General features: G+C 66.8%; 15 protein-coding genes. 9 read left to right on the top strand and 6 right to left on the bottom strand.

What is annotated here, in order from left to right; translation table 11 throughout:
• On the bottom strand, positions 1-335 hold a 335-nt coding region (locus NKF06_RS07610; protein WP_253245019.1), incomplete at its 3' end, for a glycosyltransferase.
• 96 nt (positions 336-431) lie between these two features.
• On the opposite strand from NKF06_RS07610, the gene NKF06_RS07605 reads away from it, so the two are divergent.
• The gene (locus NKF06_RS07605) at positions 432-2,795 is read left to right on the top strand and encodes a DUF2298 domain-containing protein (protein ID WP_253245018.1); all 2,364 of its coding nucleotides are present in this window, start codon (positions 432-434) and stop codon (positions 2,793-2,795) included.
• On the opposite strand, the gene NKF06_RS07600 is transcribed toward NKF06_RS07605, so the two are convergent.
• Positions 2,792-3,052: an HAH_0734 family protein gene (locus tag NKF06_RS07600; protein WP_058827237.1), complete on the bottom strand. Its 261-nt coding sequence runs from the start codon at positions 3,050-3,052 to the stop codon at positions 2,792-2,794. The genes NKF06_RS07605 and NKF06_RS07600 overlap by 4 nt on opposite strands.
• Positions 3,053-3,253: 201 nt before the next feature.
• Between NKF06_RS07600 and NKF06_RS07595 the strand changes: the two genes are divergently transcribed.
• From NKF06_RS07595 to NKF06_RS07575, 5 genes are read left to right on the top strand one after another with little or no spacing between them, the layout of a single operon-like run.
• Complete coding sequence (locus tag NKF06_RS07595; protein ID WP_004972860.1) at positions 3,254-3,535, top strand: 50S ribosomal protein L44e; 282 nt, start codon at positions 3,254-3,256, stop codon at positions 3,533-3,535.
• A 3-nt stretch (positions 3,536-3,538) separates the two neighbouring features.
• Positions 3,539-3,733, top strand: a complete 195-nt coding sequence (locus NKF06_RS07590) for a 30S ribosomal protein S27e (protein WP_004044235.1) — start codon at positions 3,539-3,541, stop codon at positions 3,731-3,733.
• An 18-nt stretch (positions 3,734-3,751) separates the two neighbouring features.
• Positions 3,752-4,552 (top strand): translation initiation factor IF-2 subunit alpha, encoded by an 801-nt coding sequence (locus tag NKF06_RS07585; RefSeq protein ID WP_253245017.1) that lies wholly within the window; start codon positions 3,752-3,754, stop codon positions 4,550-4,552.
• A 4-nt stretch (positions 4,553-4,556) separates the two neighbouring features.
• Positions 4,557-4,748, top strand: a complete 192-nt coding sequence (locus tag NKF06_RS07580; RefSeq protein ID WP_058568455.1) for an RNA-protein complex protein Nop10 — start codon at positions 4,557-4,559, stop codon at positions 4,746-4,748.
• 53 nt (positions 4,749-4,801) lie between these two features.
• Positions 4,802-5,569: a proteasome assembly chaperone family protein gene (locus NKF06_RS07575; RefSeq protein ID WP_058827240.1), complete on the top strand. Its 768-nt coding sequence runs from the start codon at positions 4,802-4,804 to the stop codon at positions 5,567-5,569.
• Between the two features lie 45 nt (positions 5,570-5,614).
• On the opposite strand, the gene NKF06_RS07570 is transcribed toward NKF06_RS07575, so the two are convergent.
• On the bottom strand, positions 5,615-6,514 hold the full coding sequence (locus NKF06_RS07570; protein WP_058827241.1) for a PhzF family phenazine biosynthesis protein: 900 nt from the start codon (positions 6,512-6,514) through the stop codon (positions 5,615-5,617).
• Between the two features lie 121 nt (positions 6,515-6,635).
• The gene (locus NKF06_RS07565) at positions 6,636-6,806 is read right to left on the bottom strand and encodes a hypothetical protein (RefSeq protein WP_004970126.1); all 171 of its coding nucleotides are present in this window, start codon (positions 6,804-6,806) and stop codon (positions 6,636-6,638) included.
• 210 nt (positions 6,807-7,016) lie between these two features.
• Here NKF06_RS07565 and NKF06_RS07560 point away from each other — a divergent pair, with 210 nt between their 5' ends.
• On the top strand, positions 7,017-7,730 hold the full coding sequence (locus NKF06_RS07560; RefSeq protein ID WP_004044241.1) for a phosphoribosyltransferase: 714 nt from the start codon (positions 7,017-7,019) through the stop codon (positions 7,728-7,730).
• 221 nt (positions 7,731-7,951) lie between these two features.
• Here the strand turns inward: NKF06_RS07560 and NKF06_RS07555 are convergent, their stop codons facing one another.
• Positions 7,952-8,392, bottom strand: a complete 441-nt coding sequence (locus NKF06_RS07555; protein ID WP_253245016.1) for a nuclear transport factor 2 family protein — start codon at positions 8,390-8,392, stop codon at positions 7,952-7,954.
• Between the two features lie 335 nt (positions 8,393-8,727).
• On the opposite strand from NKF06_RS07555, the gene NKF06_RS07550 reads away from it, so the two are divergent.
• Together NKF06_RS07550 and mtnP are read left to right on the top strand one after the other, a co-directional pair.
• Positions 8,728-9,723, top strand: coding sequence for an AEC family transporter (locus NKF06_RS07550; protein WP_253245015.1), 996 nt, complete (start codon positions 8,728-8,730; stop codon positions 9,721-9,723).
• Between the two features lie 45 nt (positions 9,724-9,768).
• Positions 9,769-10,629: an S-methyl-5'-thioadenosine phosphorylase gene (gene mtnP, locus NKF06_RS07545; protein WP_253245014.1), complete on the top strand. Its 861-nt coding sequence runs from the start codon at positions 9,769-9,771 to the stop codon at positions 10,627-10,629.
• A 7-nt stretch (positions 10,630-10,636) separates the two neighbouring features.
• Here mtnP and NKF06_RS07540 read toward each other — a convergent pair whose 3' ends face one another.
• Entirely contained in the window at positions 10,637-11,113 is a 477-nt protein-coding gene (locus NKF06_RS07540) for a hypothetical protein (RefSeq protein ID WP_253245013.1), read from the bottom strand.
• Between the last annotated feature and the right edge of the window lie 15 nt (positions 11,114-11,128).

Here is an 11,128-nt window from a genome sequence, read left to right as displayed (position 1 = left end):
GCGAGGTCGGAGCCGTCGCGGACGGCGGCGACGACGTCGGCCATCGACGCGGCCGGGGTGCTCCCGTCGGCGTCGGCGAACGCGAGGATGTCCGTGCGGAGCGACTCGAACCCGGCGGTGATGGCCGCGCCCTTGCCGCGGCGGGCGTCGACCGGGTTCACGTGAGCGACTGCGGGGAGAGCGTCGAGGGCGTCGAGCGTCTCGGGCCGCGGTGCGTCGAGTTCGACCCGGACCACCTCGGGGTCCAGTTCCTCGACGAGAGCGTGGACGTAGGGGACCAGACGCTCTGGGTCGGGTCGATAGGCGGGGACCACCACCCCGACAGACTGCAACATGCACGACCATTCACTCAACGGGGTAAAAAGCGAACCGCTCTGTTTCGCACCGGCCATCACAAAACGTATTGCACCCGCGGCGCAGTCATCGGACAGATGGAGTACGCCCTCGTTGTCCGGTGGTTGCTGCTGTTCGCGACCCTCTGGGCGGTCGGCCTTCCCCTCGCGACCCGCCTGTTCCGACGCCTTCCCGGTCGCGGTGCCGGACTCGCCCTCCCCGTCTCGCTCGTCGTCTTGACCCTCCCCGCCTACTACGTCGGCCACCTCTCGTTCGGTCCCGTCGCCCTCATCGCCGGCGTCGGGACGCTCCTCGTCACGTCCGCGGTCGCGGGCCTCGACCTCGGCGAGCTCCGCCGCGGCGACCTCCGACTCGCGTCCGACCTCGACATCGACCGGCGCGCCGTCGCCGACGCGGCCGCGGTGTTCCTCGTCGCCTTCCTGTTCGCGGTCTCGCTCCGGGCGCTCGACCCGTCGGTCCACGCCGGCGGCGGCGAGAAGTTCCTCGACTTCGGCCTTCTCCAGTCGCTCGCCCGCGCGTCGGTCCTCCCGCCGGAGGACATGTGGTTCGCCGGCGAACCGGTCCGCTACTACTACGGCGGCCACCTCGTGTCGATTCTCCTCGCGCGGCTCACCGCCACCGACCCGTCGTTCGCCTACAACCTCGCGCTCGCCGGCTTCTTCGGGGTCCTCGTCACCGCGGCGTTCGAACTCGGGCGGGGGGTCGCGGCCGCCTCGGGGGCGAACGGTCGAATCGGCGGCTTGCTCTCGGCGTTCTTCGTCGGCTTCGCCAGCAACCTCGTCACCGCGGGCCGGTTCGCCCTCGCCGCGCTCCCCGAGGGGGTGCGCCGACCCGTCGCGCAGGCCGTCGCCGAGCGGTCGCAATACACCGTCGAGCAGGTGCTTGCCGGGGCCTCGAACTTCTCGTACTGGAGCGCGAGCCGCGTGATTCCGGGTACCATCAACGAGTTCCCGCTTTTCGCGTGGCTCAACGGCGACCTCCACGCCCACATGATGGGCACGCCGTTTCTGCTCCTCGCGGCCGGCCTCGCCTTCGCGTACTTCCGGACGCCGGAGGACGCGGTCGGGGAGCGCCGCCTCCTCGTCGCCGCGACGACGCTCGTCGGCGCGCTCCAAGTCGTCATCGACACGTGGAGTTTCCCGTCGGTGTTCGGCGTGCTGTTCCTCGGGATGGTCTTCGCACCCGCGCGCCCGTGGACGTTGTTCCCGGGCCGAGAGCGCGTTCGCTCGGCCGTCGGCGACAACCCAATCGCCGGCGAACTCGCTCGTCTCGGTGGCACAGTTGCGGCCGTCGGGCTCGCCGGCGTCGTCGCCGCCGTCCTCGCGAGTCCGTTCCTCCTCGGCGCGGTCGCGGGCGGGGGGAGCGCTCGGACGGTCGAGATTCTCACGCCCGACCAGCGAAGCGGGTTCGGCGCGCTGGCGCTCGTCCACGGGGCGTTCCTCGCGGCGTTCGCGGGCTACTACGTCCGTCGCCTCGGGGGGCAGAACGGCCTCGGCGGCCGCGAGTGGGCTGCACTTCTCGGGAGCTTCGCGGTGCTGACCGTCGTCGCAGCCGTCCACTCGTTCGCCGCGCTCGCGCTCGTCGCGCCCCTCGTCGCCGTCGGCTGGGTACTCCTCCGGTTCGCCGACGACCCGCGGTTCGAGACGGTGCTCGTCGTCGCCGGCGCGGGCCTCGTGACGCTCGTCGAACTCATCTACGTAAACGAGCAGGCCGGTCCCGGTCGGATGAACACGGTGTTCAAGACGTACATGCAGGTCTGGGTGCTCTGGGGGAGCGCGATGGGGGCTGTGTTGGCCGGCTTCGTCGGCGACGCGGTCGCCGCGAGCGACGTGTCGCTTCCGAGCGTCGACCTCAGCGTCCGCGGGGGCGCGGTCAGCGCCGTCGGCGTCGCCTTCGTCGTCCTCCTCGTCGCCTCCACCTCGGTGTACGGCGGACTGGCCGTCGCCGACCACGCGAACTCGCCCCGACAAGAGGAGACGCTGGACGCGACGGCCTTCGCGGAGTGGTGGCACGGAAACGAGTCGACGGCCATCACGTGGCTCGACGAGAACGTCGAGGGTAACCCGACGATGCTCACCGCGCCGGGGACGACGTGGTCCGCGACCGTGAGCGACGAGCGCGAGACCGTCATGTACGGCTGGCGCGGGAACCCTGAATCCAGTCTGACCGGGGTGCCGACGGTCGCCGGCTGGGCACACGAGGTCGGCTACCGCGGCCCCGACGCCTACTACGATCGCGTGCGCGATGTGGACGCGATGTACGTCGGCAACGAGTCGACGCGGGCGCGGCTCATCGAGCAGTACGACGTGCACTACGTGTGGGTCGGCCCGGGCGAGCGCGCCCGCTACGGGGAGATAGAGACGGACGTGGCGTGGCTGACGCCGGTCCACCAGTCGGGGTCGGTCGTGGTCTACGAGGTAGAAGAAGCGAGACTACCTTAGGCCGCGCCGCGCTCGCGAACGACCTCGACGGCCTCGGCGTCGACGCCCTCGGTGTCGAGCCAGTGCGGGACGAACTCGCGCTTTTCGAACGCCTCGCGCTCGTCTTCGGTGCCGACGGTACACCACAGCTGGACGCGGTCGGGGCCGTGCCAGTCGCCCTGTCGGTCGACGGAAAACAGGATGTACTCCTCGCCGTCGTACTCGATGACGCCGTCGCGGCGGACGCCGGGGTCGCCGTGGATGATGAGCTTCTTCATGTGCCGGGATTGGCACAGTCACCGCTTAATCGCTTCGGCTTCGGGCGTGCGGTGTGCGGCGGGGGAACCGCGGACGGTGCAGTCACCGTGGGCTGCCCACACGTGACACGGCGAACGCCCGGTTGCGGCGAGTTCAGGGGCCGCGTCGAACCAAACGGGTTTTAACGGGCCACACCAAAACCCAGCACAAGGTCGATATCTATGCAGATGCCACGCCGTTTCAACACGTACTGCCCGAACTGCAAGGGTCACCACGAACACGAAGTGGAGAAGGTCCGGAAGGGACGCCCGACCGGCATGAAGTGGAACGCCCGTCAGACGCGACGCGGCAAGGCCACCATCGGTAACGCCGGTAAGTTCTCCAAGGTGCCCGGTGGCGACAAGCCGACGAAGAAGACCCACCTGAAGTACATCTGCTCCGACTGTGGCAAGGCCCACATGCGCGAGGGCTGGCGCGCCGGTCGCCTGGAGTTCCAGGAGTAAATCATGGCAGGAAACTTCTACAAGGTCGCGTGCAGCGACTGCGAGAACGAACAGGTCGTCTTCGGAAAGGCCTCCTCGGTCGTCAACTGCGCCGTCTGCGGGACGACCCTCGCCACGCCGACCGGCGGCAACGCCGAATTCCACGGCGAGGTCGTCGAGACGGTCGAGCGTCGCGACAGCGACGAACTTGAGGCGTAACTCCCTGGAGGACCTCGTATGAAGTACAGCGGATGGCCTGACCCCGGCGAACTCGTCGTCGGAAAGGTAGACGACATCGCGGACTTCGGCGTCTTCGTCGACCTCGAAGAGTACGAAGACAAACGCGGCCTCTGCCACATCAGCGAGGTCGCCAGCGGATGGATCAAGAACGTTCGCGACCACGTCCGCGAGGGACAGACAGTCGTCGCTAAAGTGCTCGAGGTCAACGAGAGTTCCCAGCAGATCGACCTCTCGATAAAGGACGTCAACGAGCACCAGCGCAAAGAGAAGATTCAGGAGTGGAAAAACGAGCAGAAGGCCGACAAGTGGATGGCGCTGGCGTTCGGCGAGGACATCGCCGACGACCGCTACCAGTCCATCGCTAATGCCCTGCTCGCCGAGTTCGAATCGCTCTATGACGGCTTCGAGCAGGCCGCGATTCACGGTCTCGAAGCGCTCGAAGACGTCGAACTCGACGACGACGAGATCGATGCCATCGTCGACACCGCGCGTCAGAACGTGTCGGTTCCCTACGTCAACGTCACCGGCTACGTCGACCTGCGCTCGCCCGCGGGCGACGGCGTCGACGACGTAAAGGAGGCCCTGAAGGCCGCCGAAGGCGACGACGAAATCGGCGACGAAATCGAACTGTCAGTCACGTACGTCGGCGCGCCCGAGTACCGCGTGAAGGTCAAAGCGCCCGACTACAAGACCGCCGAGACGGAGCTCGAATCGAGCGTCGCTCGGGCCCGCGAGGTCATCGAGGCCGCGGGCGGAACCGCGGAGTACCACCGCGAACGCAGCGGCGACGAAGAATAATCGCATGAAATCTGACATCCGGGTGTGCAGCGCGTGGCGCGACCGCCACGACCGCCCGGTGTACTCACTTTCTGAGACCTGTCCGGAGTGCGGCGCACCAACCGAGAACAGCGCGCCCGCCCCGTACAACCCCGAAGACCCCTACGGCGAGTACCGCCGCGCGCGGAAGCGCCGCCTCGCCGAGGAGTCGGAGTAGCTGCGTCTTCGGCTACCGACGCTCTCTTAACCGGTGCGGCCGCCACTACGTGCATGGACGACATCGAAATCGAGGCTGTCGAGGAGGTCGACCTCACCGACCCGGTCCTCATCGAGGGGCTGCCGGGCGTCGGGAACGTCGGCAAACTCGCCGTCGAGCACCTGCTGGAGGAGTTCGAGGAGGCCACGCTGGTCCGCCGCGTCTACGCCGACGTGTTCCCGCCGCAGGTGAGCATCGACGAGGGCGTCGCCGAGCTGACCCACGCCGCGATTCACGCCGTCGAGACGCCCGGTGAGGGCCCGGACCTGCTCCTCCTCACGGGCGACCACCAAGCGCAGTCCAACGAGGGTCACTACCACCTCACCGACGCCTTCCTCGACGTGGCCGAGGAGTTCGGCGTCGAGCGACTGTTCGCGCTGGGCGGCGTCCCGACCGGCGAACTCGTCGACGAGCCGTCGGTCCTCGGGGCTGTCGCCGACGAATCGCGCCTCGACGAACTCGAAGAAGCGGGCGTCGAGTTCCGCGAAGACGAACCCGCCGGCGGCGTCGTCGGCGTCTCCGGACTGCTTCTTGGCCTCGGCGCTCGCCGCGGCCTCGACGCGACGTGCCTGATGGGCGAGACGAGCGGCTATCTCGTGGACCCCCAGAGCGCGCAGGTCGTCATCGAGGTCCTGCAGGACCTCCTCGAGTTCAGCGTCGACTTCGAGTCGCTCGAAGAGCGCGCCGAGGAGATGAAGGAGGTCGCCGCGAAGATTCAGGAGATGCAACAGCAACAGCAGGGAACCATCGCCAGCGACGACGACCTCCGGTACATCGGCTGAGGCCGCTCCGGCCGTCGCGGACCGACTCGTTTTCAGACCGGGTGTTCAGGCTTCGATGATGTCGTCGTCTGCGAACTCCGGGACGACGATTTCGCCGTCGAGCGACTGCACCGCGCGGCCGCCGACGCGTATCTCCGCGCCGACTCGCACGCGGACGGTTCCCGGCCGGTCTACGAAGTGACCCTGTTCGAAGCGGAGTTCGTCCGGCATGGAGTCGAACGCGCCGACCTGCCGGAGGTACGCGCCGCACGCACCCGCGGCGGTGCCGGTCGCGGGGTCCTCGGAGATGCCGATACCGGGCGCGAAACACCGCGCATGGAGCGTTGAATCGCCGTCGATGGCGTCGAAGGTGAAGGCGTAGACGCCCGCGGCGTCGTGTTCGGCGGCGAGGTCGGCGATGGCGGCGTCGTCCGGGTCGGCACCCGAGAGATGTTCGAGGAAGTTGACCGGGACGACGAGGAAGGGAAGCCCCGTGGAGGCGACCGCGACGGGGAGGTCCGCGCCCACGTCGCGGAGGGCAGCATCGTCGACGCCGAGGGCCGCCGCGAGGCGGTCGTAGTCGATTTCGAGCGGGCGCACCGTCGGCGCGTCCTGCGTCATCCACACCTCGCCGAGGTCGCCGAGTTCGATGTCGAGGGTGCCGACGTTCGTCTCCAGCGTGTGCGTGCCCGGTTCGAGTTCGCGCTCGGCCGCGAGGTGTGCGTGGGCCGCGATAGTCGCGTGTCCGCAGAGGTCGACTTCCTGCTTCGGCGTGAAATAGCGGATACGGCGGTCCGCGGCGGCCGACGAGCAGACGAACGCCGTCTCGCTCGCGCCGAGTTCGGCGGCGACGGCGCGCATCTGTTCCGCGTCGAGGCCGTCGGCGTCGGGGACGACCCCGGCAGCGTTACCGGACAGCGGTTCGGTCGTGAAAGCGTCCACGAGGAGGGCGCGTCGGCTATCCATGGAAAGGCGCACTACACGGCGATGTATCAAACCAGCGGGTCGGCGGCCGGGTTACGTGAGAAGTTGGAGAGAAGGAAGGTGCGAGAGCGATACGGGCGCGAGTCGGTCGGCGTCGGCCGATTCACGCGCGGGTCCACCGGACGCGGCCGCTCGTTTGAGCTGCGCCGTCGCCCTGCATCACTTCGCGCATGTTCATACAGCCTGGACACCCGACGACCTCGTCCATGTCGTTGCCGAAGACGCGGACGAAGTCTCGGGAGACGAACTCACCACAGTTACCACACGTGTGCATTCTGTTTCACCTACAAATCCGCATACTCCGGCACTCGACATAACTATGCCCCTTGTTAACATGCGTTAGTGTCCGCCTGAACGACGGGTTTTCCCGTTAGTCGTCGCATAACGTCGGTTCGAGCGGTTTTGACACGCCGACACACGGGCAGGGCGAGTCGTACAGATTAAAGGGCGTCAGGCGCGGCAGTACGCACGGTGAACGGAAGATATGGGCGACCTCCCCGACGAGTTTAACTGTACTATCACGAACTGGGAGTACATCTACGGCCTCTGCCGCGACGTTTCGGATGAGGTCAAGACATCCGAGTTCGAACCCGACGTCATCGTCGCGTTGGCCCGCGGCGGCTGGTTCGCGGGCCGGTGTATCTGTGACTTCCTCGGGCTGGACGACCTGACGAGCCTGAAGATGGAACACTACGTCGGGACGGCCCAGAAATCGAACGAGCCGGAGGTCCGCTACCCGATGCCGGAAGGCAGCGTCGAGGGCAAGGACGTGCTCATCATCGACGACATCGCCGACACCGGCGGCTCCATCAAGCGCGCACACGAGTACGTCAACGAGCGCAACGCGGGCGAGGTCCGGACTGCGACGCTCCAACTCCTCCAGACCAGCGAGTTCGAACCCGACTACGTCGGCGAGCGCCTCGAAGAGTGGGCGTGGGTCGTCTACCCGTGGAACTTCATTGAGGACATGATAGACCTCACCTCGGGCGTCATGGCGAAAGCCGACGACGACACCTTCGAACTCGAAGACATCCGCCACTACCTCGCGGAGTTCCACGACGTGGACCGCATCGAGATGGAGATCGCCCAACCCGACCGGATGCCGGAAGTCATGTCCGAGATGGAGCGCCGCGGCTACGTCGAGTCCACCGGCGACGGCGCGTGGCGACTCCTCGAAAACGACGGCGTCGGGGCCTGAGCGCGGGGTCGGTCGTCTCGCCCCGGCTTCGTTCGACTGCTCCAGCGCTGTTGAACCCTCTTAAGCTTGACAGGGCGAGTGGTGACTCAGACAGCGGATGTTGTCAGTACGGTTGCTACCTCTCGGAGAAAACCCGTCACGGCTCACGGGTGAAGACAGGACCGATGAGTCGAGTGAAACGGAAACGGCCATCGAATCGGACGACGCCGGCGGTCGGTCGCTCAGGCACCCATGTTCGCCACTTTCTCGGCGAACTCGGCGTGGAGGTCGGCGTGGTGATGGACGATTTTCCACTCGCCTCTCTCCTTCCGGTAGACGTTGGTCGTCCGACCCTCCAGAGACATCGGTTCACCCGCAAACGTCCACGACACCGACTCAGTACAGAGTTCGTACGCAGCGTCGCCGATGACGCGAATGGCCTGGTCAGATCGGGTGACCGTACCATCCGAACTCGCCGATGCGACGCCGGCGAAGGACTCGGAGACGGCCTCCCATCCCGCTTCCCGCCCACCGATTGGGTGCATGGACGTCACGTCGTCCTCGTGTGACCAGATGTCCGCCATGGAGTCGGCGTTCCCGTTCGCCATCGCTTCTAGTGCGCCGTAGAACTGGTCGGATGCGGCTCGGACGTCGTCTTCGGCTGCTACGCGTTTTGTAGACATTATAAACCTCAACATACCGACGGCTCCTGAGGATATATACTATATCTGTGATATTTCGTACGGTCATCTATTCCGGACGGTTAGCGGGGTCGAGCCCCGACGACTCGTTTCGGCAAGAGTAAGAGTTAGGGGCTGTGCACGTCGATTTTAGACAGGTCGCACGAACTCAGGACGCACGGCTCGCGCCACGCGTGCAGCACAGTCTCGACAAACTATCACCAGCCGAGAATTTCAACAGGGACACGTATCCGACCGTTTCAACCGCCGGCTTCGACGTCCCGACGGCTCACAGCCGACCACCGCCCGGGTTCGCGCGAAGCGAAACGTTCGTTTGCGTGACGGACCTCGGAATTCGCATGTCGCTGTTTTCTATCTTCGTCACCGCGCTTCTGCCGATTCTCGCTATCGGTGCGGTCGGCTTCGCCCTCGGTCGCGTCCGCGACGTTGACCCCGAGCCGCTCAACACGGTCACGGTGTACGTCCTCGCGCCGGTCCTCGTGTTCTACAGCCTCGCGACGACCGAACTCGCCGGCGAGACGCTGGCGACCATTACCGCCGGCGTCGTCGCCTACCACGTCGCTATGCTCCTCGTCGCGGGCGGCGTCGCCCGACTCGTCGGCGTCTCCGAACCACTCCTCGGCGCGCTCGTCCTCGTCGCCGCCTTTCCGAACTCCGGAAACTACGGCATCCCCGTCAGTTCGTTCGCCTTCGGCGACACCGGCCGCTCGACGGCCGTCGTCTACCTCGCCGTCCAGAGCGTCCTCATCTATACGTTAGGCGTGTACATCGCCGGGCGAGGGACCGACCGCGACGACGGCGCGCCGGGGTGGCGCGTCGGCCTCGAACGCATCGTCCGTATCCCGCTCGTCTACGCGGTTGTCGCCGCACTCGCCGCTCGGTGGCTCGGCGTTGTCCCGCCGACAGGCGTCCCCGCGATGGAGACGCTCAGGCTCGTCGGCGACTCGTCGATTCCGATGATGCTCCTCATCCTCGGCATCCAGCTCGCGGGTGCCGACCTCGGCTCCACGCTCTCGGAGGTCGGCGTCGTCGCCGCGCTCAAGATCGTCGTCGCGCCCGCAGTCGCGGTCGGCGTCGCGCTCGTCGCCGGGTTCGGCGACCCGACGGTCGCGCGGACGTTCGTCCTCGAATCCGCGATGCCCGCCGCGGTCACGCCGCTCATCCTCGTCGCGGAGTTCGGCGACGCCACCGGAACCGGCTCTGCTACCTCGCTCGCCGAGTTCGTCTCCGCGGCCGTCTTCGCGACGACGCTCCTCAGCGTGCCCGCGCTCTCGGTGCTCATCTACCTCTTGAACCACGGCTTCGTGGTGTAGGCCCCGTTTCGCCACGATTTTGTGCGCCCTCCCCCACCTCCGAGTATGAAAATCGGATTCATCGGTGGCAGCGGTATCTACGAGGCGCTCCCGCTGGAGAACACCCGCGAGGAACCCGTCGAGACGCCGTTCGGCGAGCCCTCGACGACGCCCATCGTCGGCGAGTTCGGCGACACCGGCCGCGAGGTCGTCTTCCTCCCGCGACACGGTCCGGACCACCAGCACTCGCCGACGACGCTCCCCTACCGCGCGAACATCTTCGCGCTCAAGAAACTGGGCGTCACCCACGTCCTCGCCAGCAACGCCGTCGGCAGCCTCAAGGAGGACCTGCCGCCCCAGACGCTCGTCGTCCCCGACCAGATTTACGACCGCACGAAACACCGCCCGCTGACGTTCTTCGACGAGGGCATCGTCGTCCACCAGCCGTTCGCGATGCCGTACGACGAGGAACTCGTCTCCATCCTCGCCGAGGCCGCCGCGGAGGCGACCGACGCGACGGTCCAAGAAGGCGGCACCTACGTCTGCATCGAGGGGCCGTCGTACTCCACGAAGGCCGAAAGCGAACACTACCGCGCGCAGGGCTGGGACGTCATCGGCATGACGACCATCCCCGAGGCCAAACTCGCCCGCGAGGCCGAGATGGCCTACGCGACCATCACCGGCGTCACCGACTACGACGTGTGGAAGGAAGACAGCGAAGTCACGCTCGACGAGGTGCTGAAGAACGCCGCGGCCAACGAGGAGGCAATCAAAGAGACCGTCGAGGCCGCCATCCGCAAGATTCCCGACGACCACGAGACCGACAGCCACACCGCGCTCGAAGGAACCATCAACACGCCCGACGAGGCAATCCCCGCCGAGACGAAAGAAAAGCTCGCGCCGCTCATCGACCAGTACGTCGACTGAGCCGGCCTCAGCCGTTCAGTTCTGCGGATTCTTCCGAATCGTCCTCCGACTTCACGACCTCGCGTTCGCCACGCGCCGCTTCATCGTCCGGCGAGAACTCGACCGCGTGACAGCGCGCGCAGTACTCGTTTTCCCCGCGGTCAGTCGTCGCGAGCGGGATGCCCGCGACGACGAGTTGCGTGCTGAACTCCCGGCCGACGCCCCGGTCGTCTGCCTCGCCGCAGACGACGCACTCCCGGACCGCCCGCGGCGACGTGACCACCTCGCGGACGCGACCGAACGAGGTCGGACTGTACGAGACGTAGCCGGGGAAGTAGCAGTGCAACCAGAAGATGGGGAGGAAAAACAGGAGCGCCCACGTCCAGATAGCCGACTGGGGAAACAGAATCGCCGCCGCGAGCGCCGCGAACAGCGTCGACGTGACGAGCGAGACCGCAACCGTCAGTCGTCGAAGCGTGCTGGAGAGCAGGGTCGGATGGGGCACGTCCGAGACTGACGA

The sequence above is a fragment of the Haloferax sp. AB510 genome (assembly GCF_024136985.1).
In the GTDB taxonomy this organism is placed as follows: Archaea; Halobacteriota; Halobacteria; order Halobacteriales; family Haloferacaceae; genus Haloferax.
Note: the sequence above shows the minus strand (reverse complement) of the source record. Positions and strands in the feature narration are given on the sequence as shown.